The organism is Halorarum sp. SLYT50, assembly GCF_059821265.1.
Genome location: NZ_CM187555.1, coordinates 1,532,803 through 1,555,819 on the forward strand (window position 1 = coordinate 1,532,803; position 23,017 = coordinate 1,555,819).

A 23,017-nucleotide genomic window follows, 5' to 3' on the forward strand; every position below is an offset into this window, starting at 1 on the left:
GCGAATAGAACCGGGGGGGTAAGTACCTTGTCCGACCGCTCCGCGAGCGTGTGTGCGCGGAATGGACGATTTACGGGGGTGGACGACGTACCCCGGGGCATGTCCGACACCTCGGAACCGTCCGCACTCGACCCCTTCGACCCAGCCCGGACCGCCGTCCTGGTCGTCGACATGCAGAACGGCTTCTGTCACCCCGACGGGAGCCTCCACGCGCCGGCCAGCGAGGCCGCCATCGACCCGGTCGCCGAACTCGTCGACCGCGCGCACGACGCCGGCGCGCCCGTCGTCTACACGCGCGACGTCCACCCGCCCGAGCAGTTCGACGACGCCCACTACTACGACGAGTTCGAGCGCTGGGGCGAGCACGTCGTCGAGGGCTCGTGGGAGGCCGAACTCGTCGATGACCTCCCGACCGAGGACGCCGCACACGTCGTGGAGAAGCACACCTACGACGCCTTCTACCGGACGAACCTGGAGGGGTGGCTCGACACCCACGCTGTCGACGACCTGCTCGTCTGCGGCACGCTCGCGAACGTCTGCGTCCTCCACACCGCAGGCTCGGCGGGTCTCCGCGACTACCGGCCCGTCGTCGTCGAGGACGCCCTCGGCTACATCGAGGACGACCACCGTGAGTACGCCGTCGAACACACCGCGTGGCTGTTCGGCGAGACGACGACGCTCGACGATGTGCGGTTCGAGTGAGCGAGCGTCGAACCGGGGTGGCGCACCGGACGACCGGAGTAACTAACTGACCGCTGGACGACCTCCGCCGCATGAGAGCCGCACGCTACCACGGCGAAGACGACCTGCGCGTCGAGGACGTCGACCGACCCGAGGCGGGGAGCGGCGAGGTGCTGGTGGACCTCCGCGCCGCGAGCATCTGCGGGAGCGACGTGAACTACCTCGACGGCAAGACCAGCCCCGAGGCGGCCCCCATCGCGCTCGGTCACGAGGGCGCGGGCGTCGTCAGCGCCGTCGGCGACGGGGTCGAGTCGGTGACGGCGGGCGACCGCGTGGCCATCCACTACGTCGAGTCGTGCGGGACCTGCCGACCCTGCTCGCGGGGCAACGACAACCGCTGTCGAAACCGCACCTCCATCGGGCACCACGTGGACGGCACCTTCGCGGAGTACATCGCGGTGCCCGAGCGTGCGGTGATGCCCCTCCCGGACGGCGTCTCCTTCGCCGAGGGGTCGATAGCCGGGTGCGCGGTGGCGACGGGCTACCACGCGGTCGAGCGCGCGGACGTGACGCCCGGCGACTCGGTCGTCGTCTTCGGCGCGGGCGGGGTGGGACTCCACGCCGTCCTCTGGGCCGACGTTCTCGGGGCGGGGCGGGTCGTCGCGGTCGACCTGCAGGACGCGCAACTCGACGCCGCCGTGGAGTACGGCGCTGACCTGACGCTCAACCCCGAGCGAGACGACGTACTGGCGGAGGTCCGGGCGGCGACCGACGGGTGGGGCGCCGACGCCACTATCGAGTGTTCCGGGTCGCCCGCGGCGATGGAGCAGGCCGTCGAGGCGGTCGGCGGCGAGAACGGCTACGAGTCCGGTACCGTCGTCAGCGTCGGTATCCAGACCGAGGACATCAGCGTCGGCTTCGGCGACGTGCGCGAGGGACAACTTCGCGTCTCCGGCGACCACCGCCGGTCGGAACTCGAGGAGGTGTTGACCCTGCTCGCACGCGGCACGGTGGACGTGTCGCCGACGCTCACCCACGAGGTGACACTGACCGGGATTCAGGACGGCGTCGACCTCCTGCGTGACGGCTCGGAGTACGTCGGTCGGGTCGTCGTCGACACAACGGGCGCGTAACGGAGACGGCGGGCGGGCGTCACGGCCGACCCCGCGCTCGCTACACCTCGGAGTCGAACCCCGCGGGCAGGAGGTTCGCCGGGTCCCGCTGGGTGAACACCACCCTGCTGGAGCCGTCCAGCGGCCGGAAGTACGTCCGCATCTCACCGCGCTCCGCGACCTCTCGGAGCATCGTCTCCGCCTCCGAGCGCGCGTAGTACAGCGGGAAGACCACGGCCGTCCCGGCGGCCTCCGCCTTCATCGCGACGACGAGGAACACCACGCCCCCCTCCTCGGCGCGGTAGGCGTCGTACTCGTCGAACGTCTCGCCCGCCACGAGGCCCTCCAGTCGCTCGAACTCGTCGCCCGGGAGGAGCACGTCGAGTCCGAGTCGGTCGGTCGCGGCGTCGGCGGACGCCGTCGGGAGCGCGGTCACGTCGCCGGGGTGGAGTTCCAGCACCTCCCAGCCGGCGTCGCGGTACTCCGCGGCCGTCGCCTCCATGTCGCTCATCACGTCCTCCCAGAACTCCTCGACGCCCGCGAGCGGGTGACTGCCGGCCATGCGTGTGCCGTCGGACCGCGGCCGTGAAAACCCGTCGTCCCGGCTACGAGCGGTCCCGCACGTTGCGCCCGACCGGGTCGCCGAACGTCTCGTCGCCGTCGCGGGCGTCGTAGACGACGTCGCCGCGCACCAGCGTCAGCGACGGGAACACGCCGTCGCGCCCCTCGAACGGCGTCCACCCGCACTTCGAGTGGAGGTCGTCTCCCCGAATCGGGCGCGCGTCGTCGAGGTCCACCAGCACGAGGTCGGCGTCTCGGCCCGGTTCGACGCGCCCCTTGCGCGGGAGGTCGAACACGTCCGCGGGCGTCGCGGCGGTGAGGTCGCGCACCCGGTCGAGTTCGAGTCGACCCTCGCGCACCTCGTTCAACAGGAGCGGGAGCATCGTCTCCACGCCGGGGACGCCCGACGGCGCGCTCCAGACGTCGGCGTCCTTCTCCGCGCGGGTGTGGGGCGCGTGGTCGGTGGCGACCACGTCGACGGTCCCGTCGCGCACCCGTTCGAACAGCGCCTCCCTGCGCGCCTCGTCGCGCAGCGGCGGGTTCATCCGCCCGAACGTCCCCAGTTCGTCGAGGTCCGCGCGCGAGAGGAACAGGTGGTGCGGCGTCACCTCGCAGGTCGCGCCGCCCGCGACGGCCGCGTCGACTCCCTCGGGCGTCGAGGTGTGCGCGACGTGAATCTCGGCCGCCGAGTCGCTCCCCACGCCGACCGCGCGCTCCACCGCCGCCTCCTCCGCCTCGGGCGCCCGGTAAGCGCTCCACGCGTCGGTGTCGTCCCGGTCGCGCGCCGATTCCTCGAACAGGCTCGCGTCCTCCGCGTGGACGGTGACGGTGACGCCCTCCTCGCCCGCCCGTGCCGCCGCGTCGGCGAACAGGTCCGCCTCGATGCCCATATTCCCCGTCGAGTCCGCGAGGAACACCTCCCCGAGTGCGAACAGCGGCCGATCGAACAGCGAGTCGGGGTCCCAGTCGGCGGTGACGCCGCCGTTGATGCCGTAGTCGACGAGCGAGTCGGTCGCGAGCGCCGCCTTCTCGTCGAACGCCGCGCCGGTCGTGGTCGGCGGACTGGTGTTGGGCTGGTCGACGACGGTGGTCACGCCGCCGGCGGCGGCCGAGCGCGACCCGGTGGTCCAGTCCTCCTTGTGGGAGTCGCCGGGTTCCCGGAAGTGGACGTGCACGTCGACGGCTCCCGGCAGGAGGTGAGACTCGTCGGCGTCTATCACGCGCTCGTCGTCCGTCGGGTCGAGCGCCGCGTCGACGGCCGCTATCTCCTCCCCGTCGACACGGACGTCCCGGACCCGGCCGTCCGCGAGCGTGGCGTTCTGAAAGAGCATCGGTGTCACTCGAGGGTCGGCACGGCGGGTCGTAAGTGTCGCGTTCTCACACGCGACTGCTCGGCGCTCTCACGCACGTCGCTGGTCGACGTCCTCCGTCCGGACGTCGTCCACGCCCAGTCGCGTCGTGTCGCGTCCCGCGACGAACCCGCGTTCGAGCGCGCCGCGGACCGCGTCGGGGTCCGTCGGGCCGCCGGCCGCCGCGACCGAGTCGACGGACTCCGGGTCGAGCGGAACGCCGAGCGCGTCGTACACCGGGACGAGCACTCCCCTGAGCGCCGCCCGCTCGGCGACGGTGACGCACCCGGCGACGAGCGCGGCCCCCTGCCGGACCCGCTGGGCGACGCCCGCCACCTTCCCCCCGTCGACGGCGCGGACCGAGTGGGCACCCGGACAGTACGAGTCGGGCGGTTCTCCCCGCTCCACGCGCGCGCCGAGGCCCGAGAGCGCGTCGACGAGCGTCCCGACGGCGGCGTCGTACCGCTCGTCGAGTCCCCTGCGCGCGTCCGCCAGCGGGACGGCGTGCGCGAACGCGAGCGTCGTGTCCCCGTACGCGACGGCGCGCCCCCCGACGGAGCGCTCGACCGGCGGGAATCCGCGCTCGCGGGCCGCCCGCGCCGCCCGCTCGTACCCCGGCTCGCGGACGTCGCGCCGACCGAACGCGAGTTGGCGGCCGGGTGCCCACACGCGGAGGGCGGGAACGTCCGTGTCGGCCGTCTCGGCGAGCATCGCGGCCGTGGCCGCCCGGTCGGCGTCGCGGTCGCCGCGGCGGCCACGATACACCCGAATCACGGCCGGGGGTCCGAGTCGCGGGGCCTAAGCGCTTCCGTCGCCCACGGGGGGCATGGACGAGCGAGCGGCCCGCTCCGGGCCGGCGGTCGACGAGAGCGTGGACGACCCCGCGCCGGTCGTCCTCTCGGCCGAGGCGCTCTCCGCGTTCCCCCGCTTCTCGCTGTACAACTCCCCGTACCCCGCCCACGACCACGGGCACGCGGTCGACCTCTACCCCGAGCCGAACACGCACGTCGGCATCTCGCCCGTCGCCGGCGAGGTGCTCGACACGCGGACGGTGCGGTGTCCCGACCGACCGTACGCCGTCGACCACGACCACCTCGTCCTGCTCGATACGGGCGAGTGCATCGCCCGGATACTCCACGTCGACCCGACCGTCTCGCCGGGCGACCGGGTCGCGGTCGGCGACCCGTTGGGCGAGACGGTCCGGTCGGGCTTCTTCGGCGCGTGGGTCGACGACCACGTCCACGTGGAGTTCCGTCAGCCCGACCGGAACCCGTACCGCGCGTCGGGGTCGCTCCCCCTCGCCGTGGACGTTCCGGTCCGGGCACTCGACTGGGACGGGAGGGGGACGGTCGTGGAGACGGGCGACAGCTACGCCCTGCTCGACGCGCCGCGCCACCCGGGCGACGGGTACGCCGCACTGGCGTCGACCGGCGGCGTTCCGCTCGACGGCGGCCTCGCGCACTACGGGACCGGCGGGACGTTCGGTCCGCCCGAGCGGGACGGGGGAGGGCGATCCGAGCCGGTTCGACTCCTCGGCGGGCGGGTCGGCGCGGCCGACGGCCGGGACGTGACGTGGGCCGACGTGGCGGTGCTGGCGAACGGCGAGTCGATAACGGGCCTGTCGCTGTTCGCGTCCCGCGGGTCGGACTGGGGCACGAAACTCGTGACCCGGCCGGAGGCGGGCGACCCCACGTTCGCGGTCGGCGACGAGGTGCGCGTGTCGGTCCGCCGCAGCGACGACCCCGTCCGACTCGCGTAGGAGCGAGAGCGGAAGGAGGCCGGCCGTTCGACCGGTCGAGACCGCTCTCAGACGAACCGGACGCCGCTCCCGGTGTCGAGGACGTGCCGGACGACCCCAAGATGGAGACCAGCGTGTAGCCGCCGGTGACGCCCTCGATGGCGCTCTCGCGGGTAATTTCGAGGTCGAACCCCTCTCCCGACGCCGAGACGACGTGCGTCGCGCCCGGGGCGTCCGGGTCGGCGACGAGCGTCGACCGGGTGTCGTCGAGACCGAGCGACGCCATCGCCACGGCGGCGTGGGAGTCGAAGTTCCGGGGAACAGCCGGCAGAGTCCCCGGGTCGGTCCCTCGTACAGGACGGTCGGCCCGTCCGCCTGGTCCGGCGAGAGGTCCTCGGCGAGGCTCCAGTCGAGGTGGCCGGGCGCCTTCGTCGCGTCGATGGTGACGGCGTCGAGTTCCTCCCGGGCGTCGTACAGACCGTCGATGCCGAGCAGGGCGCGTGCGGGAGGTACACCCGCGTCCCGTTCTCCTCCGCCGCCGTCAGTCGCGCTCCCACCCCGGCGTCGACCAGCGCGGACCCCGAGAGCAGGAGCAGGTCGTTGGGCGCTAGCACCGCCTCGCCGAGTTCCTCGACCGCCGCGGGGGTCGCCCCCTCGACCGTCAGGTCGACCGGGCGGTCCGCGAGGACCGACGAGTCGCTCGTCTGTCGGTCGGCCGGCAGGTCTTCGGTCGGCGTCCGGACGTAGACGTACGCCCCCTCGAACCCCGGCGCGTTCTCGACGTACTCGTACGGCGCGCGGTTGATGCGACCGAACCCTACCAGCCCGAGCGTGTGCGTCTCTGACACGCGTCCCCTTCCCGGGAGTCGGCTTCGCCGTGTCACCGTGCACCGGACAGGGCAGGCTTTTGTCGGCCGACGTCCACCTCCCGCCGATGAATCGGGCCCTCCGTCTCCTCGCTATCGCGCTCGTGGTCGTTCTGCTCGTCGCCGCCGGCGCCGTCGGCTTCGCGGTCTACCAGTTCGTCCAGCCGCAGCCAGAGTCGTACACGCACACCTACGAGTACCGGGCGTACGTCCAGCCGAACGCGACGCTCACGAACGTCACGCTCTACCTCCCGCTCCCGGTCGAGAACGGCACCAGCCCCGCGGGCGACGCGCTCGTGCGGGGGTCGCCGGCGGTGACCGACGCGCCACCCGACTGGGAGTTCGACGTCGAGAACACCACGTACGGGCCGATGCTCGCGGTGCAGTTCGACGAACTCGAACCGACGTACTACTCGCGGCCGCCGCCGCGACCGCTCGGCCCCGGCGAGGGGACGCCGACGCCGGGGGCGACGCCGACGCGGACGCCGGTGCCGACGCTCGACTACTACCTCGTGTCGGTCGAGTGGTCGAGCCCCGACCCCGTGGACACCCGGGACCCGGTCGGCTCCGAACCGGTCCTCTCGCCGCGGCTGAACGCGACGACCGTCGACTGTGACGAGTTGGAGGCCCCCGGTGCGACCTGCCGGCAGTTCGGCTCGCGGATGTTCCTCTCGTACGACGCCCCCGCGAACGCGACGACGGACGTGCTGGTGACGTACGGGGGCGAGAACTGGTGGTTCGCCGGCGGGTGGACGGGAAACCAGTTCCGGCAGTCGACGCGGGCGGTCCTCCGCGGCGACGGGCCGGGGTGGGTCGCCGTCACCGGAAACGAGACGGTCGGTGTCGGGAACTACCGCAACCCGCCCGCAGCGAGCGCGGGAGCGGTCGTGGCGGTCGCGCCCGCGTAGGGACGTCGTCCCCCGGCCCCTCCCCGCCCACGAACCAGAAGCGCCGAGCGGAGCGACGGAGCGGCGGTTTCGACGGCCTTTTCTTCCGCGACCGAGTCCGTCCCCGTAATGGCAGAATTCATGGTCGTCGTCGGGGACGAGACCGGCGACACCCGGCAGTTCGACGTGGACGGACAGGACGCGAACCGGTTCCTCGGGCGCGAGATCGGCGACGAGGTCGACGGCGCCGCCATCGGCGCGGACGGACTGACGCTCGAACTCACGGGCGGGTCCGACACGGCCGGCCGCCCGATGCGCGAGAACGTCCCCGGCACGAGCCTGAAGGAACTGCTGCTCGACGGCGGCGTCGGCTACACGCCGTCGCGCGACGGCGAGCGCAAGCGCGTCACCGTCCGCGGCCGCGAGGTCAGCGACGAGACGGTCCAGATCAACGCCCGCGTCGTCGACGGCAGCCTCGCTGACGCCCTCGACGCCGACGAGGGCGGGGACGAGGACGACGAGGACGACGAGGAGTAACCCCGCTTCCCTCCCGATGCCCGACAGAGTCGCCAGCGACGCCGACGGCGTCACCACCTACCGCGCGCACCTCGCCCGGTCGGGCGGGACGCGCCTCCCCTGTCTCCGGCTGCCCACTGACGCGGGCGTCGCGGACGGCGACGAGATTCGCCTCGTCCTCGACGGTACCAGTCACTACGCCCGCGTCGTCGGCGACGCCTCCGGTCTCCTCGTCCGCGGCGCGTACGACAACCGCCGGCTGATGCGGGAGTCGGACACGGGCGAGGGGGAGAACCGCCTCGTGGAGTGGTGCCGCGAGCACGACAGGGGACCCGACGACGCGGTGGACCTCGACGCGGTCGACCCGGGCCACATCTACGGGCTCCGCGTCCCGGGCGAGCGCGCCGTCTACGAGGTGTCGAGACGACCGAATCGGAGTCTGCGGGACATCGCCGACTCGCTGTCCGACGAGTAGCGCGACCGCGACGGCACCCCCCTCAGCGATTCGACGTCACGACCGGACGACCGTCGGCGAGGACCGGTCTCCTCGGTCGGCGGGAGTCACCGCTCGCGGACCGCGGTCCCGCCCCTCGACTTGACCACTCGGTACCCCGCGCCGGCGAGAGCGACTCCCAGAGCCACGACGGCGGCCGCGCGGAGCGCACGCCGGGCCAGACCGGTGCCGCCGGTATCGCTCTCCACGACGGACCGGTCCCGTTCGACGAGTTCCCCGAACTCCGCGGCGAACCGTTCGACCGCCGCCCAGTCCGTGTACTCGTAGTCGCGCGACGTGTCGGTTCCGAGCCGCAGCACCAGCGCGGCCAGTTTGAACAGCCACCGCTCCCCACGGGCGTACTGCGTGTACTTCAGCGCGCCCGCGAACAGGCCGACGCGGTCGGGGTGCCAGCCGGTCGCCTCCTCCAGTCGGTCGACGAACTCCCGCGCCCCCTCGCGCACCCAGTCGAGCGGGACGGCCGACGCCAGCGACAGTTGGAAGAACCCGGACGGCCGCGCGGCCAGCGTCTCGGCGTGCCGTTCGACGAACGCGACGACCTCCGGCTGGTGGGTTCGGTTGTTGACGGAAGCGCCGACCAACACTCCGTCGAACCCGTCGACGGCGTCGTCGGGGACGTCCGAGACGTGCTTCGTCGTCACGTCGAACCCGCCGTCCGAGAGGACCGAGTCGATGTGCGCGGCCACCTTGGCCGTCTGTCCCTCGCCGGTTCCGTAGGCGATGAGTATCGAAGCCATCGTGTGTCCGGCCGGGACTATGTCACCGGCTCGGATATAACTAGGATCGGCGTCTCACGCCACGGGCCCGACGAACACGGTAGGTCCAACGAGTAGGCCTTTTACCGCTCCGCGCGCCAGCACCGGTATGAGCAAACTCGACGAGTTCCTCGCCGGCGAGCGACTCGACGACGTGGCCATCTTCCTCACCCACGAGTTCCTCGACTCGCAGGGGAAAATCGCGAATATGGGAGAGAGCGTCGAGAACGGCGTCGTGCTCGTCGTCTCCGGCGACGAGGGGCGACAGGCGTTCGCCTCCGGCACCGGGGTCGACCCGATGGCGTTCGCGCGGCAGGCGATGGACAGCGAGGGGGTCGTCCACCCGGACCTCGGCGGCGGCGAGTGTCCCGACGCCGCCGAGAAGCCGGACGAGGACCACGACGTGGAGTTCGTCTTCGCGTTCGCCGAGGCGCAGAACGAGGAGGTCGGCGGCCTCTACGAGGAGGGCGACGTGATGCACGCGTACGCCCACTGCTCGTGCGGGCTGGACTACTCGCACAAGTGGCTCATGGGAACGCGCGACCGGACCGACTCGCCGACGGCGGAGGAGTAGGGGGGAAACGGGAACGCGACCGGAGCGACCGCCTGTCTCGTTCCGCGGGTCGAGTGCGGCGTCGACCGCCGACGCGGCTCAGCGCTCGTCGGGTCCGGACGCCGATTCGGTTCCCGTTCCCCCGGCCGGGCGGTCTCCGGACTCCGTTCCCGTCCCCGCTCCGGCCGCCGAATCCGAGTCCGAGTCCGCTCCGCGCTCCGGTCCCTCACCGGTCTCCGCGCGGCAAGCGGGTCGGTCCTCCGGCGGGGTCGCTCGCTCGCCGGCGTCGGTCGTCGGGGGCGCGCCGGGCGTCTCGTCGGGCGGGAGGCCCGCGACGTCGCGCGTCTCCGGCGACACCTCCCCGCCCGCGACGAGGTCCGGGAGGACGAGGCGGGCCGCCTGCACCACCAGCACCAGGATGAGCGGCGCGAGGAACAGCCCGTACCACCCGAACAGCACGGGCCCGAGGATGTACGCGAACATGACCATCCCGACGTGGAGCCCCCGCCCGGAGATGTACGGCCGGAGGACGAGTTCGGGGACGGTGTCGACGACGACGAACGCGACGAGCACGAAGACGACGGGGAACCAGAGCAGCGCCGGGTCGGCCAGCACCGCCTGCACCGCGAGGTAGAGCGCGATGGGGACGTACACGAGTTTGATGCCGACCACGGGAATGAGACTACCGACGCCAGTCAACAGTCCGAGCAGGGTCGCCGCCGGGAACGCGATGCCCGCCGGAGCGACCAGGTCGATGGCGTTGTACGTGAGCGCGGCGACGATGGCGATGGCGAACGCGGTGAGGATGTTGCCGAAGTAGAGCGTCTGGAGGTCGCGGTCGACGGCGGTGGCGAACGCGTACGCCGTGGAGTCCTCGCCGACGAGCGAGCGGTACCAGGCGGCGGCCCGCTGGTCGTCCCGGAGGAGGAAGAACGCCAGCGCGAGGACGACGAACAGGTAGATGAGGCCGGCGGCGATTGCACTCACGTAGCCGGCGGCGACGCCGAGCACCGCGCTGACGGACCCCGCCGACACCTCGCCGAGTCGGTCCGGGAGCGACGCGAGCGACTCGCTCAGGTCGCCCGCGAGCAGCGTCTCGCCGAGGTAGGGCTGTAACAGTTCGAGGTACGCCGGGCTCGCGCTGAGCAGGCCGCGCAACTGTCCGACGCCGACGACGACGGTGTACGCCATCAACACGAGCACGGGTAACGCGATGGCGAGCAGCGCTCCCGCGGCGGTCAGCGTCGGGGAACTCGACCGGGTGGCGATGCGCCGGTAGATGGGTCTGGTCGCGTAGTAGACGAACAGGCCGAGCAGGAACACCCCGACGAACGAGTAGAGGACGTACGCGACGAGCGCCCCGAGCGCGACCACCACGAGCCACCACGCGAGGCGCGAGCGGTCGAACTCGGTGTCGACTGGAATACTCATCTTCGCGTCCTACACGTCGAGGCGTGAAGTGTCTGGTCTCTCGTATCCGGTCTCGCGCGTCGGCTACTCCCCGTCCGTCGCGTCTCCGTCGGTCGACTCGGTCTCGGCTTCCGCCGCGGTCTCCGCGACCCGCTCGAACGCGGCGAGGATGACGCGTTTCGTCGTTCGCCCCTCCGTGGTCCAGTGGTGGGCGTAGTCGAGCATGTCGTCGTACACGTCCGGGAGGCAGCCGGCCGCCTTCGGGTGGCCGCCGCCGTTCACCTGTCGGGCGACCTCGTGACACCGCTCGAACGAGTCGGAGCCGCGGATGGAGGCGCTCCCGGCGGGCTTGACGACCACCGCGGCGTCCATCCCCCGCTCCCTGAGCTGGTCCGCCACTTCGTTCTGCGAGCACTTGCCGTACGTGACGCCGACCGACCAGGCGCCGACCTCGTGTTCCTCCGCGCGCTCGACGGCCTTCTCGATGAGCCGCTCCTTCTCGACGCGGCGCTCCGCCACGAACCGTTCGGCGGCCGGCGGGAGGTCCGCCCCGTGCGCGCCGACGACGGCGGCGTACTCCTCGGCGTCCGTCCAGTAGGCGTAGTCGGCCAGGTCGTCGCTCCGCTCGTCCTCGTTCAGCCAGAGGTCGTGGTCGCGCGTGACCGCCGCGAGCTCGGAGAACCGCGCCGGGAAGTCGTAGTCGAGCGAGCGGAGCGTCACGTCCGTCGAGCACTCCTCGTCGCTCTCGCCGACCACGAGGTCCACCCCGGCGTCCCGGACGGCCGCCGCGAGGTCGTCGGTCCACTGGTGGTGGTCGAACCACCGGACGACGCCCGCGCGGTCGACGACCGTCCGCAGGTCCGTCTCGACGGTGGCGAACTCGTCCGGACAGATGTCGCAGACGAACACGTCCGTCCCCGGGTCGAGGTACTCCGCGACGTAGCCCAGGTCCTCCTCGAACGAGTGCGGCCCCGAGGGGAGGAGCGCGACCGGCGACTCCGGGCGGTCCTCGTCGTCTTCGGCGTCTCCGGCGTCCTCGGCGTCCTCGGCGTCGACGCCCACCCCCGCGTCGGCCGCGAGCGCGCCGGTTCCGTCGTCGCCCCCCGTCGCCTCTTCGGGGTCCGTCACCTCGTCGGCGGCGAGTTCCCGCTCCAGTCGGTCGAGGAACGGGTCGGCGTCGAGCGCGGCGCCGTACGCCTCGCGGACGAGCGCGACGCAGCCCAGTCCGTCGGCGTCCGAGTCGGTGACGACGACGGCGTCGGCCCCCTCCATCGCCTCCATCGCACGCGCCTCGGCGCGGTCCTCGTCGAGCGAGTCCGGGTAGAAGAACCCCTTCCCCGGGAGCTTCGACCTGCGCTCCAGCGAGAGGGCGTCCGTGTCGATGAGTGCGTCGTCCATACCGCCCGCAGGCGGTCGCGGGTGAAAACTCCGGTGTTCGCGTCGGACTGGCTCGCGGCTGCCGCGCTCGACGCGCTCACCGCACTCGCCGGGCGACCGGTCCGCGAACGCGCTCAGTCGGCGGCTTGACCCTCCAGCTGCCGGACCGTGAGCACCGGGACCGGGCAGACGCGGACGACCCGCTCGGCGACGCTCCCGATGAGGAACCGGTTCTCACCGTGGCGCCCGCGGGTGCCGGTCGCGACCATGTCCGCGTCTATCTCGCGGGCGTAGTCGGCTATCTCGTTGGCCGGCCGGCCCTCCCGGACGACGGCGGTCACGTCGCGGTCGGCCCGCTTCTGGACGCCGACGATGGCCTCGCCCCCGCGCTCCTGGAGCGCGTTGCGCATGTCCGTCCGGACCGCCTCGGGCGAGGAGCCCACCTCGCCCGCGTCGACGACGTACAGCGCGTGGACCGCGGCGTCGAACTTCTCCGCGAGGTCGAGCGCCACGTCCACCGCCCGCCCGACGCTCTCGGAGCCGTCAGTGGCGATGACGATGGTGTCGAACACGTTCGCGAGTTCCGTCGGTCGGGGCTTAAAACTCCCTGCGTTCGACCCCGCCCGCGGCCCACCGGCGGCGGCGCGAGGGGAACACCTTTCACCCACTCCGTCCCAGTCCCCGCCATGACTCTCGAGGTCGGACGCGTACTGGTCCCCGTCGACGGGAGCGACGAGTCGCTCGAGGCCGTCGAGTACGCGGTCGCCATCGCCGACCGCTACGGCGCCGAAGTCCACGCGGTGTACGTGCTCGGCGAGGAGATAGTCCGGGCCATCGAGACGGACGCGGTCGACGAGGCCGAGGTCGCGAACGACACCGAGGCGTTCACCGACACCGTCCGCGAGACCGGCGAGGACGAGGGCGTCGACGTCGCCACCTCCATCGCCTACGGCTTCTCCACCCAGCGGAAGTCGCGCCACCCCGGGTCGGTCATCCTCGACACCGCCGAGGCCATCGACGCGGACTTCCTCGTCATCCCGCGCGAACCGCTGACCGGCGAACCCGCCGAGGTGCTGGAGAAGGCCGCGGAGTACGTCCTGCTGTACGCCAGCCAGCCAGTTCTCTCGGTGTAGGAGGACAGCCGCACGGGAGCCACCTCGGAATCCGGACGAGGACACCGAATTAATCGGGTCGAAACCCGGTATCGTGCTCCCCCTGATACCTGTTGGATCAGAGAACAGTCTCTCTCGTTCATCAGACGGTGATTCGTCAGTGGGGCATGGTAATACCAAACACGCCCTCGCGTCTCCGACGCGTCCTCGCGGTCGCAGCGACCGTCGTACTCGTCGTCTCGGCGGTCGCTGCCGGCGTGAGTCTGATGCCGGTGGGGACCGCCAGCGCGGCACCGACCCAGGTCAACGAGTGCACGACCATCACGGAGTCGGGCACGTACGAACTGAGCGGGAACCTGACCTACGAGGGCGGGACGTGCCTCTCCATCGAGACCAGCGACGTCGTCACCCTCACCGTCGACCTCCCGGGCGGAGACGAGTCGGACGGCAACGAGACGAGCGACGACCCGACCGCCCCCGCCGTCACACGGACGAGCGGTTGACGGGAACGAGACCCGCGTCTCTGCGCTCCTCGTTCGACCCCCTCACGACGGCTGAACGGCTCGAAAAACGCGCGTTTCCGCGCTACTGCTCGTACTCCCGCAACTCGTCGACGGTGTCGACGTCCGCGGCGACGCCCGGGTCGTCCGTCTCCACGAGCGAACCGTCGTCGCTCTCCAACAGGACCGGCCGTCCGCCGACGTCCCCCTCGACCGACCGAAGGTCCGCGAAGCGGGTCGACCCGAACAGCACGGGGTTGCCGCGCCGCCCGTCCACGCTCGCGGCGAACGCGTCGCCCAGTCCCGCCCGGTACGCGTCGACGAGGAGGCGCACGGTGTCGGACGAGACGAACGGCATGTCGCCGGGCAGGAACACCGCCGCGTCCGCACCGCGGGCCTCGGCCGCCGCGACCCCTCGCCTGACGGACGAGGCGATGCCCTCCCCGTAGTCGGGGTTCTCCACGACCGAGAGGTCGAGTCCGTCGAGCGCGGTCCGGACCGCGTCGCCCTCGTAGCCGACGACGGCGACGACCGAGGCGAGGTCCGCGTCGAGGAGCGTCCGCGCCGCCCGGCGGACCAGCGGGTCGCCGTCCCCGTCGAGGCGCGCGAGGAGTTTGTTGGCGTCGCCGAACCGCGAACTCGTTCCGGCCGCGAGGACGACGCCGACGACGGTGGGGTCGGGCGCGTCCGGGTCGCGGTCCGCGAGCGCCGCCGCGACCCGTTCGCGCGGGAGGCGGGGGAGCGACGCGTCGCTCACTCCACCACCTCGAACGGGACGACGGCGACGTCCTCGCCGGGAACGAGCGGCCGGTCGGTGAGGACGACGCCGTCCGCGAGCGCGACGCGCGTGCTCGACGCCACGCGACCGGGAGCGAATCGAGTGCCGTACAGCGGGACCGGCGAGTCCTCGTGGCCCAGGGGGACGGCGCGGCCGTCCCCGAGCGCGACCGGAACAGCGTACTCGACGTCCTCGTCCGGGAGGTCCACGCGGGAGGCCGAGTCGGCCGTCACCGTCGGCAGCGGGCGCTCGCCGGTGAACAGCGGCCGGAGGACGAGCGTCGCCGCGGCGTGTGCCGCGACCGGCTTCCCCGGGAGTCCGCAGACGAGCGTGCCGTCGACCGTCGCGGCCGTCACCGGACGGCCGGGTCGGAGCGCCACCCCGGTGAACAGCGGGTCGCGTGCGGCGAGGAGGCTCCCGACGTGGTCGCCGCGGCCGACGCTCGTCCCGCCGGAGGTGAGGACGACGTCGTGGGCCGCGACCGCCCGTTCGACGGCCTCCCGGACCGCCGTCTCGTCGTCGGGCACCGTCCCCACCAGCGTCGGCCGGTGACCCCACTCGCGGACGAGGTTCGCCAGCATCTCCGAGTCGCGGTCCGGCTGTCGTCCCTCGTGAATCTCCGTCCCGGTCGCCAGCACCCCGACCGAGAGGCGGGAGCGGACCGTCACCGAGTCGACGCCGACGTCCCGGAGCAAGGCGGCGTGGCGGGGGGCCAGTCCGTCGCCGGCGTCGAACAGCCGTTCGCCCGCCGCGGCGGTCGCGCCCGCGGGGTAGCGGTTCGCCCCCGGGTCGAGCGCCGGGCCGGAGAGCGAACCGTCGTCGACGGTCGCGTCCTCGCGGGGCAACACGGCGTCCGCGCGGTCGGGGAGCGGCGCGCCCGTGGCGATCTCGACCGCCTCCCCCTCGCCGAGGGTCGGCGGGTCGTCCTCGGGTCCGACGCTCCCGGTCACGGCGAGCGGGTAGCCGTCGGCCGCGGCGAACGCGAACCCGTCCATGGTGGCGAAGTCGCGCGCGGGGACGTCGGCCGGGGCGGTGACCGGGGTCGCGACGGTTCGCCCCGCAATCGCGTCGAGTGCCACCCGCTCGGTCGTCCCGTCCCACGCGTCGTCGCGCCGCGCGAGCAGGCGGTCGACCGCGACCGACCGGGGGACGGCGTCGCTCGGAGCCATACCTCTCACTGCCCCCAGCACGGACATACCTCTTGTCCCCGTCACCTCGGTCGTCTCCGCCGGTACCGGTACCAGTCGTCGTCGGTCGGCGCTGGGCCGTCGCTCATCCGGTCCGCGCGGCGTGCTCGCCGGACTGGACGACCGTCCCGCCGGGCGGGCGCGTCGCGGCCGAACCCGGAGCTTTGCAAAGGTTTTTCCTTACATAGCGAGAGGTTAGCGTGGCCACTGGTGACACGAGCCAGTACGAGGTGAGACCCCACCCATGCAATTCAACGGGACGTTCGAACTCGAGGACGCGACCGTAGACGAAGTGTGGCTCGCGCTCTCGGACCCGGTGTTGATCGCCGAGGCGCTACCGGGGTGTGAGTTCCTCCTCCACGTCGACGACGAGGACGTCGACTTCGACACCCTCGAAGAGCGAGCGGCCGCGCAGGACGCCGAACCCACCGGCGACCCGGAGGTCATCGCCGAGCGGGCGTTCCGGGAGGGCGAGACGTACGCCGCGCTCGTCCAGGTGAGCGTCGGCCCGGTGAACCCGACGTTCGAGACGGTGGTGACGATAGACGAGCGCGAGCGCCCGCGGATGCGCGCGTCGGGCGAGGGGAGTTCCGGCGACAGTTCCTTCGAGATGTCGTCCGGGATGACGCTGTCCGAGAGCGACGACGGCGTCGCCGTCGACTGGGAGACGGAGGCTGACGTGTTCGGTCGGGTCGCGGGCATGGGCCAGCGGGTGGTCAACCCGGTGGCGAACCGGCTGGTGAAGCGGTTCTTCTCGTCGGTGCAGGACGAACTCCGCGAGCGAACCATGGAGGACGTCCCGGAGAGCGACGACGCCGGGGACGCGAGCCTCGTCGACCGGGTGCTCGGGCGGTCCAGCGGGAACGATTCACAATGACGGAACACGACATCACGCTGACGGTGAACGGGACGGACCACGACCTCACGGTCGACGCCCGGACCCTGCTCGTCCACGCGCTGCGCGACGAGTTGGGCTACACGGGGACGAACGTCGGCTGCGAGAGCAGCACCTGCGGCGCCTGCACCGTCCGCATCGACGGCGACGCCGTCAAGTCCTGTACGGCGCTCGCGGTGCAGGCGGACGGGAGCGACGTCGAGACGGTCGAAGGACTCGCGGACGACGGCGAGTTCCACCCGATACAGACGGGGTTCCAGGAGGAGCACGGGCTCCAGTGCGGCTACTGTACGCCCGGGATGATGCTGACCGCGGTGGACCTGCTGGAGGAGAACCCCGACCCGACGCGCGAGGAGATACGCGAGGGACTGGAGGGGAACCTCTGCCGGTGTACGGGCTATCAGAACATCGTCAACGCGGTGGAGAACGCCGCCGAGTCGATGGGGTCGGGCGCCGTCGCCGACGGGGGCGAACCGGAGGGAGGTGACGCGGAGTGAGCATCGACTCTGTCGACCCCGACGACGTCAGCGCGGCGGACATCCTCGGCTCCGCCATCGAGCGGCGCGAGGACCCCGCCCTGATCACGGGGAACGCGGAGTACACCGACGACATCCAGCTCCCGAACGCGGTCCACATGGCCGTCGTGCGGAGCCAGTACGGCCACGCGAAAATCGAGGACGTGGACACGAGCGCCGCCGAGGAGATGGAGGGCGTCGTCGGCGTCTACACCCACGACGACCTGGCGCGCGAGGACACGCCGGGCGACCTGCCGTACCTCGTCCCCGTCGGCTGGCTCCTGCCGAGCCTCAACAACGTGGACCACTCCATCCTCGCCGACGGCCGGGTGCGGTACCAGGGCGACGCCGTCGCCGTCGTCGTGGCGGAGGAGCGCTACCTCGCGCACGACGCCGCCGGCGAGGTCGAGGTGGAGTACGACCGGCTGGACGCGGTGACCGACCCCGACGAGGCGCTCTCGGGTGACGCCCCGCAACTCCACTCGGAGGCGGACGACAACGTCGCGTTCGACTGGGAGATCGGCGACGAGTCGAAGACGGACGAGGCGTTCGACGGGGCGGCCCACACGGTGAGCATCGAACTGGAGAACCAGTTGCTCATCCCGAACGCGATGGAGCCGCGGGCGGCGGTGGCCGACTACAACCCCGGCACCGACGAACTCGACGTGTTCATGACCTCCCAGAACCCCCACCTCCACCGCCTGCTGATGTCGGGGGTCATCGACCACCCGGAGCACAAACTCCGCATCAAGGCGCCGGAGGTCGGCGGCGGGTTCGGGAGCAAGATACACCACTACGCCGACGAGGCGCTCGTCGCGTGGTGCGCCAAACACCTCGAACGCCCGGTCAAGTGGACGGCGACCCGGTCGGAGACGTACCTCACCGACGCGCAGGGGCGCGGCCACTCGACCGACGCCGAACTCGCGATGGACGAGGATGGCACCATCGTCGGCCTCCGCGTGGACACGCGGGCGAACCTCGGCGCGTACCTCTCGACGTTCGCGCCGGCGGTGCCGACGTACCTCTACGGGACGCTCCTGTCGGGGCAGTACGACATCCCCGCCATCTACGGCCACGTCACCGGGGCGTACACGAACGTCCCGCCGGTCGACGCCTACCGCGGGGCGGGGCGCCCGGAGGCGTCGTTCGTCGTCGAGCGACTCGTCCACCTCGGCGCGAAGGAGGTGGGGATGGACCCCGCCGAGTTCCGCCGACGGAACTTCGTGCCCGACGACGCGTTCCCGTACGAGACGCAGGTCGCCGTCGTCTACGACAGCGGCGACTACGAGAAACCGCTCGACAGGGCGCTCGACATGCTCGACTACGACGAGTTCCGCGAGCGGCAGGCGGCGGCGCGCGACGAGGGGCGCTACCTCGGCGTCGGCTTCTCGTCGTACATCGAGGCGTGCGGGCTGGCCCCCTCGGAACTCGCCGGGCAACTCGGCGCGCAGGCCGGGCTGTGGGAGTCGAGTCTGGTGCGCTTCCACCCCTCCGGGACGGTGACCGCCTTCTGCGGCACCTCGGGACACGGACAGGGTCACGCGACCACGTACGCGCAGATCGTCGCGAACGAACTCGGCGTCGACTACGACGACGTCGACGTCGTCGAGGGCGACACGGACGAGATTCCCCACGGCATGGGGACGTACGGCTCCCGGTCGGCGGCGGTCGGCGGGAGTTCGCTCGTCAAGAGCGCGCAGAAGGTGGTCGAGAAGGCGAAGCGCATCGCCGCCCACCAGTTCGAGGCCGACCCGGACGACGTGGAGTTCTCGAACGGCAAGTTCCAGGTGGCGGGCGCGCCCGACCGCTCGATGCGCATCGAGTCGGTGGCCGAGCAGGCGTACCTCGCACACGACATGCCGGACGGCGAGGAACCGGGCCTGGAGGCGACGTCGTTCTACGACCCGGACAACTTCGTGTTCCCGTTCGGCACGCACGCCGCCGTGGTCGAGGTGGACCCCGAGAGCGGCGAAATCGAGGTCGAGCGGTACGTCGCCGTCGACGACGTGGGCAACCAGATAAACCCCAAGATCGTCGAGGGGCAGATTCACGGCGGCGTCGCGCAGGGCGTCGGCCAGGCGCTGTACGAGGGTGCCGAGTACGACGAGAACGGGACGCTCGTCACCGGGTCGATGCAGGACTACGCGGTCCCCAAGGCCGAGCACGTCCCCGAGATGGAGACGGACTCCACCGTGACGCCCAGCCCGCACAACCCGCTGGGCGTGAAGGGCGTCGGCGAGGCCGGCACCATCGCCGCGCCGCAGGCGGTCGTCAACGCGGTGGCTGACGCGCTCGACCCGTTCGGCGTCGAGGGCGTGGAGATGCCGATGACCCAGGAGCGGGTGTGGCGCGCGGTACAGGACAACGCGACCGCGGACGGCGGTGCGGACAGCGGAGGTGAGGAGTGATGTTCCCGGACGAGTTCGACTACTACGAGGCGGACGACGTGAGCGAGGCCGTCGAACTGCTCGAAGAGCACGCCGACGAGGAGACGGAACTGCTCGCGGGCGGGCACAGCCTGCTCCCGGCGATGAAGAGCGGGCTGTCCAGCCCGGACGTACTCATCGACGTGGGCGACATCGACGCCCTCCACGGCGTGCGCGTCGACGGTGACTCGCTCGCTATCGGCGCGATGACGCGCTACAGCGACTTCCTGAACGCCGAGGCGGCCCACGAGCACGCGCCGGCGCTCACCGCCGCCGTCGAGGAGGTGGGCGACACGCAGGTGCGCAACCGCGGGACGCTCGGGGGCAACCTCGCGCACGCCGACCCGGCGTCGGACCTGCCGGGCGCGGCGCTCGCGTCCGACGCCACAGTCGTCCTCGAAGGCCCCGACGGGGAGCGGCGGGTTCCAGCCGAGGAGTTCTACCTCGGGATGTACATGACCGACCGCGCCCCGGACGAACTGTTGACGGCCGTCGAGGTACCGTCGGCCGGCGACGCGGTCGGCGCGTACTCGAAGAAGCCGAGTCCGTCGTCCGGCTACGCGCTCGTCGGCGTCGCGGTCCTGCTCGACGTCGACGACGGGGCGGTCGGGTCCGCCCGCGTCGGCGCGAACGGCGCGATGGACCACGGGGTTCGGCTCGAACCCGTCGAGGACGCGCTGGCCGGCGAGTCGCTCGACGACGGCGCCATCGAGGCGGCGGCCGGGCGCGCGACGGAGGGGCTCGACACGGCGATGATGATGTCGGACCTGCAGGCGTCCGCGGAGTTCCGCGAGCGCCTGCTGGAGGTGCACACCGAGCGGGCGCTCCGGGACGCGATGGAGCGGACGGACGCCGGCGCGCCGCAGGCGGCCGACTGACGTGGTCTCGCCCCGCTCACTCTTCGGGTCCCGCGTCCGGTCCGTCCGTCCGGGACGCCGCCGCGGACCCTTCGGCCCCCGCGAACCCTCCGCCCGACCGCCGCCGTGCGGGAGGGGCGTCGAGCGCGTACCGCTCAGAAGACGACGAGGCCGCGGACCGACCGGCGCCTCGGGGGCGGCAGCGTGAGCGACGGCCCCCCGGCGTTCGCCGACGCCACCGAGGACGACCTGCGGACGGCGTTCGACGAGCAGGCGTACGTCGCGGACGACGGCCTGGTGACGACGGTGTTCCTGGCGCTCAGGCTGGGCAAACCGCTGCTCGTCGAGGGGGAACCCGGTGCGGGCAAGACGGAGTTGGCGAAGGTGCTCGCCGGCGGGTTCGACGCCGAGTTGGTTCGCCTCCAGTGTTACGAGGGGCTGACCGCCGAGAGCGCCCTCTACGAGTGGAACTACACGAAACAGCTCCTCGCGGTGCAGTCGGGCGCGGATGAGAACGTGTTCTCGGAGCCGTACCTGCTGGAGCGGCCGCTCCTCCGAGCGCTCCGGGGCGAGGGACCGCGCGTCCTGCTCATCGACGAGATAGACCGCGCGGACGAGGAGTTCGAGGCGCTGCTGCTGGAGGTGCTGAGCGACTTCCAGGTGAGCGTCCCCGAACTCGGGACGATACGCGCGGAGACGCCGCCTGCGGTGATAATCACGTCCAACCGGACGCGGGGGCTGAGCGACGCGCTCAAGCGGCGGTGCCTCTACCTCCACGTCGCGCCGCCGTCGGTCGAGAAGGAGCGAGCCATCCTCTCGCGGCGGGTGCCCGAACTCGACGGGGCGGTCGCCGCGGAACTGTGCGGGATGGCCGCGCGCCTCCGCGAGGAACCGCTCCGGAAGCCGCCGGGCGCGGCCGAGACCATCGACTGGGCGCGCGCCGTCGCCGAACTCCGGCGCGACGGCGACGGCGACTCGCTGTCGGCCGCCGAGGTGCGCGAGACGCTCGGCTGCCTGCTCAAGGAGGTCGAGGACATCGAGCGGGTGGACGACGACCTGCTCGCGTCGCTCGTCGAGGCCGCCGAGGAGGCCAGAGCGGAGGCCGAGGCGTGAGCCACCCCGACCCGCCCGAGGCCCCCGACTTCGTCGCCGCCCGCGACCACGTCCGCGACGAACTCGTCCGGTTCGCCCGGGCGCTCCGCCGCGCGGGCGTGGCGGTACCGGCGAACGCCGCGACGACGGCCGCGCGGGCGCTCGTCGAAGTCGGGTTCGACGACCGGGCGGGCGCGCGGGCGGCGCTGCGCGCCTCGCTGGTGTCGGACGCCGACGACGTGGCGACGTTCGACCGGCAGTTCCCGGAGTTCTGGCGGCGGCTCACCGCCGGACTCGACGCCGAGGGACCGGCCCCGCGGACGGACGACGACCCGGAGGGCGCGCTGGCGCCACTCGGCGAGGCGGCGGACGACGAGTCGAACGCCGCCGAGAGAGAGGACCGCGACGGCGACGACCCCGACGACGACGGGTGGAGCGCGGAGGCGCTCGGCGCCGTCGTCGGCCAGTCGGACGTTGACGCCGGCGAGGACGGCGAACACAGCGCCCCTCTGTACGGCCGGGAGGGGAGTCCGACCCCGGTGTCGACGCCGGTCGTCTCGGACGACGACCTGACCGGGGCGTTCGCGGACCTCACCGACGCGCTCGCCGCCCTGCGCGGGCGGCGGTGGCGGGCGAGCGGCGAGGAGCGACCCGACGTGCGACGGGCGCTCCGCGAGAGCGTCGGGACGGGCGGGACGGTGCCGTCGGTGCCCCGGCGGGGACGCGCACGGAGCGCGGTGCGCGCGCTCGTACTCGCGGACGTGAGCCGGTCGGTGCTCGACACCGTCGACCGGTCGTTCCTCCTCCGGACGCTCCGACTCGCGCGGACGGAGTGGCGCGACGCGCGGGTGTTCTTCTTCGACGAGGCGCTCCGCGAGGTGTCGGCGGCGTTCGACGAACCGACGGCGGCCGCGGCCGTCGCGGCGCTCGAACGGGCCGAGACCGAGTGGGGCGGTGGGACGCGCATCGGCGACTCGCTCGCCGAGGTGCGCGAACGCGCCCCAGAGGCCGTCGACCGGCGGACGGTCGTGTTCGTCGTCAGCGACGGGCTGGAGACGGGCGACCCGGACCGCCTCGCGGACGCGGCGTCGTGGCTCTCGCGCCGGGCGGCGAGCGTCCTCTGGCTCAACCCGCTCGCGGGCGCGGCGGCGTACGAACCCACCGCGCGGGGGATGGCGGCCGCGCTCCCGTTCCTCGACGGCCTGTTCGCGTTCACCGGCCCCGACGACCTCCGCGAGGTAGCCCGACAGCTCCGCCTCCGCGACGGCGGCGGGCGCGTCGGCTACGAGTACGACCCGCGGCGACGGGGTGAACCGTGAGCGGCGAGTACCCACCT

24 protein-coding genes and 1 pseudogene are annotated in these 23,017 nt (G+C 72.3%); 15 read left to right on the forward strand and 10 right to left on the reverse strand.

Features of this window, described 5'->3' with window-relative positions; genetic code table 11:
- The first annotated feature begins 99 nt into the window (after positions 1 to 99).
- Entirely contained in the window at positions 100 to 702 is a 603-nt protein-coding gene (locus tag AC6RUA_RS08065; RefSeq protein ID WP_499812521.1) for a cysteine hydrolase family protein, read from the forward strand.
- Between the two features lie 71 nt (positions 703 to 773).
- The gene (locus AC6RUA_RS08070) at positions 774 to 1,814 is read left to right on the forward strand and encodes a zinc-dependent alcohol dehydrogenase (RefSeq protein ID WP_499812522.1); all 1,041 of its coding nucleotides are present in this window, start codon (positions 774 to 776) and stop codon (positions 1,812 to 1,814) included.
- Between the two features lie 40 nt (positions 1,815 to 1,854).
- On the opposite strand, the gene AC6RUA_RS08075 is transcribed toward AC6RUA_RS08070, so the two are convergent.
- From AC6RUA_RS08075 to AC6RUA_RS08085, 3 genes are all read right to left on the reverse strand, one after another.
- A complete protein-coding gene (locus AC6RUA_RS08075; protein ID WP_499812523.1) occupies positions 1,855 to 2,355 on the reverse strand; it encodes a DUF7529 family protein in 501 nt (166 codons plus the stop codon).
- A 43-nt stretch (positions 2,356 to 2,398) separates the two neighbouring features.
- Positions 2,399 to 3,685 (reverse strand): dihydroorotase, encoded by a 1,287-nt coding sequence (locus tag AC6RUA_RS08080; RefSeq protein WP_499812524.1) that lies wholly within the window; start codon positions 3,683 to 3,685, stop codon positions 2,399 to 2,401.
- Between the two features lie 69 nt (positions 3,686 to 3,754).
- The gene (locus tag AC6RUA_RS08085) at positions 3,755 to 4,474 is read right to left on the reverse strand and encodes a lipoyl protein ligase domain-containing protein (protein ID WP_499815421.1); all 720 of its coding nucleotides are present in this window, start codon (positions 4,472 to 4,474) and stop codon (positions 3,755 to 3,757) included.
- Between the two features lie 55 nt (positions 4,475 to 4,529).
- On the opposite strand from AC6RUA_RS08085, the gene AC6RUA_RS08090 reads away from it, so the two are divergent.
- Positions 4,530 to 5,462, forward strand: a complete 933-nt coding sequence (locus AC6RUA_RS08090; RefSeq protein ID WP_499812525.1) for a DUF8155 domain-containing protein — start codon at positions 4,530 to 4,532, stop codon at positions 5,460 to 5,462.
- Between the two features lie 199 nt (positions 5,463 to 5,661).
- Here AC6RUA_RS08090 and AC6RUA_RS08095 read toward each other — a convergent pair.
- A pseudogene (locus AC6RUA_RS08095) lies at positions 5,662 to 5,727 on the reverse strand (hypothetical protein); the annotation flags it as partial.
- Positions 5,728 to 6,375: 648 nt separating this feature from the next.
- Here AC6RUA_RS08095 and AC6RUA_RS08100 point away from each other — a divergent pair.
- The 3 genes from AC6RUA_RS08100 to AC6RUA_RS08110 all read left to right on the forward strand — a co-directional run bounded on the left by AC6RUA_RS08100 (position 6,376) and on the right by AC6RUA_RS08110 (position 8,185).
- Entirely contained in the window at positions 6,376 to 7,215 is an 840-nt protein-coding gene (locus AC6RUA_RS08100) for a hypothetical protein (protein WP_499812526.1), read from the forward strand.
- 108 nt (positions 7,216 to 7,323) lie between these two features.
- Positions 7,324 to 7,731: a 30S ribosomal protein S6e gene (locus AC6RUA_RS08105; RefSeq protein WP_499812527.1), complete on the forward strand. Its 408-nt coding sequence runs from the start codon at positions 7,324 to 7,326 to the stop codon at positions 7,729 to 7,731.
- Positions 7,732 to 7,747: 16 nt separating this feature from the next.
- On the forward strand, positions 7,748 to 8,185 hold the full coding sequence (locus tag AC6RUA_RS08110; RefSeq protein WP_499812528.1) for a DUF7112 family protein: 438 nt from the start codon (positions 7,748 to 7,750) through the stop codon (positions 8,183 to 8,185).
- A gap of 86 nt (positions 8,186 to 8,271) precedes the next feature.
- Here AC6RUA_RS08110 and AC6RUA_RS08115 read toward each other — a convergent pair whose 3' ends face one another.
- A complete protein-coding gene (locus AC6RUA_RS08115) occupies positions 8,272 to 8,961 on the reverse strand; it encodes a flavodoxin domain-containing protein (RefSeq protein WP_499812529.1) in 690 nt (229 codons plus the stop codon).
- Between the two features lie 127 nt (positions 8,962 to 9,088).
- Here AC6RUA_RS08115 and AC6RUA_RS08120 point away from each other — a divergent pair, with 127 nt between their 5' ends.
- Positions 9,089 to 9,553 (forward strand): DUF5807 family protein, encoded by a 465-nt coding sequence (locus AC6RUA_RS08120; RefSeq protein WP_499812530.1) that lies wholly within the window; start codon positions 9,089 to 9,091, stop codon positions 9,551 to 9,553.
- Between the two features lie 78 nt (positions 9,554 to 9,631).
- Here AC6RUA_RS08120 and AC6RUA_RS08125 read toward each other — a convergent pair whose 3' ends face one another.
- From AC6RUA_RS08125 to AC6RUA_RS08135, 3 genes are all read right to left on the reverse strand, one after another.
- On the reverse strand, positions 9,632 to 10,963 hold the full coding sequence (locus tag AC6RUA_RS08125) for an AI-2E family transporter (protein WP_499812531.1): 1,332 nt from the start codon (positions 10,961 to 10,963) through the stop codon (positions 9,632 to 9,634).
- A gap of 63 nt (positions 10,964 to 11,026) precedes the next feature.
- On the reverse strand, positions 11,027 to 12,340 hold the full coding sequence (locus AC6RUA_RS08130) for a DHH family phosphoesterase (protein WP_499812532.1): 1,314 nt from the start codon (positions 12,338 to 12,340) through the stop codon (positions 11,027 to 11,029).
- Between the two features lie 113 nt (positions 12,341 to 12,453).
- The gene (locus tag AC6RUA_RS08135) at positions 12,454 to 12,891 is read right to left on the reverse strand and encodes a universal stress protein (protein WP_499812533.1); all 438 of its coding nucleotides are present in this window, start codon (positions 12,889 to 12,891) and stop codon (positions 12,454 to 12,456) included.
- A gap of 114 nt (positions 12,892 to 13,005) precedes the next feature.
- Between AC6RUA_RS08135 and AC6RUA_RS08140 the strand changes: the two genes are divergently transcribed.
- Both AC6RUA_RS08140 and AC6RUA_RS08145 read left to right on the forward strand, forming a co-directional pair.
- On the forward strand, positions 13,006 to 13,452 hold the full coding sequence (locus AC6RUA_RS08140; RefSeq protein WP_499812534.1) for a universal stress protein: 447 nt from the start codon (positions 13,006 to 13,008) through the stop codon (positions 13,450 to 13,452).
- A gap of 146 nt (positions 13,453 to 13,598) precedes the next feature.
- Positions 13,599 to 13,934: a hypothetical protein gene (locus tag AC6RUA_RS08145; protein WP_499812535.1), complete on the forward strand. Its 336-nt coding sequence runs from the start codon at positions 13,599 to 13,601 to the stop codon at positions 13,932 to 13,934.
- Between the two features lie 82 nt (positions 13,935 to 14,016).
- On the opposite strand, the gene AC6RUA_RS08150 is transcribed toward AC6RUA_RS08145, so the two are convergent.
- Both AC6RUA_RS08150 and AC6RUA_RS08155 read right to left on the reverse strand, forming a co-directional pair.
- On the reverse strand, positions 14,017 to 14,688 hold the full coding sequence (locus tag AC6RUA_RS08150; protein WP_499812536.1) for a nucleotidyltransferase family protein: 672 nt from the start codon (positions 14,686 to 14,688) through the stop codon (positions 14,017 to 14,019).
- Positions 14,685 to 15,878 (reverse strand): molybdopterin molybdotransferase MoeA, encoded by a 1,194-nt coding sequence (locus tag AC6RUA_RS08155; RefSeq protein ID WP_499812537.1) that lies wholly within the window; start codon positions 15,876 to 15,878, stop codon positions 14,685 to 14,687. Before AC6RUA_RS08155 ends, AC6RUA_RS08150 begins: the two co-directional genes overlap by 4 nt.
- Before the next feature lie 262 nt (positions 15,879 to 16,140).
- Between AC6RUA_RS08155 and AC6RUA_RS08160 the strand changes: the two genes are divergently transcribed.
- From AC6RUA_RS08160 to AC6RUA_RS08185, 6 genes are all read left to right on the forward strand, one after another.
- On the forward strand, positions 16,141 to 16,773 hold the full coding sequence (locus AC6RUA_RS08160) for an SRPBCC family protein (protein ID WP_499812538.1): 633 nt from the start codon (positions 16,141 to 16,143) through the stop codon (positions 16,771 to 16,773).
- On the forward strand, positions 16,770 to 17,288 hold the full coding sequence (locus tag AC6RUA_RS08165) for a (2Fe-2S)-binding protein (protein ID WP_499812539.1): 519 nt from the start codon (positions 16,770 to 16,772) through the stop codon (positions 17,286 to 17,288). The genes AC6RUA_RS08160 and AC6RUA_RS08165 overlap by 4 nt, the downstream gene beginning before the upstream one ends.
- Positions 17,285 to 19,714, forward strand: coding sequence for a xanthine dehydrogenase family protein molybdopterin-binding subunit (locus tag AC6RUA_RS08170; protein WP_499812540.1), 2,430 nt, complete (start codon positions 17,285 to 17,287; stop codon positions 19,712 to 19,714). The genes AC6RUA_RS08165 and AC6RUA_RS08170 overlap by 4 nt, the downstream gene beginning before the upstream one ends.
- Positions 19,714 to 20,610, forward strand: coding sequence for an FAD binding domain-containing protein (locus AC6RUA_RS08175; protein WP_499812541.1), 897 nt, complete (start codon positions 19,714 to 19,716; stop codon positions 20,608 to 20,610). Before AC6RUA_RS08170 ends, AC6RUA_RS08175 begins: the two co-directional genes overlap by 1 nt.
- 183 nt (positions 20,611 to 20,793) lie before the next feature.
- Complete coding sequence (locus AC6RUA_RS08180) at positions 20,794 to 21,702, forward strand: AAA family ATPase (protein ID WP_499812542.1); 909 nt, start codon at positions 20,794 to 20,796, stop codon at positions 21,700 to 21,702.
- On the forward strand, positions 21,699 to 23,000 hold the full coding sequence (locus tag AC6RUA_RS08185) for a VWA domain-containing protein (RefSeq protein WP_499812543.1): 1,302 nt from the start codon (positions 21,699 to 21,701) through the stop codon (positions 22,998 to 23,000). The genes AC6RUA_RS08180 and AC6RUA_RS08185 overlap by 4 nt, the downstream gene beginning before the upstream one ends.
- Positions 23,001 to 23,017 lie beyond the last annotated feature (17 nt).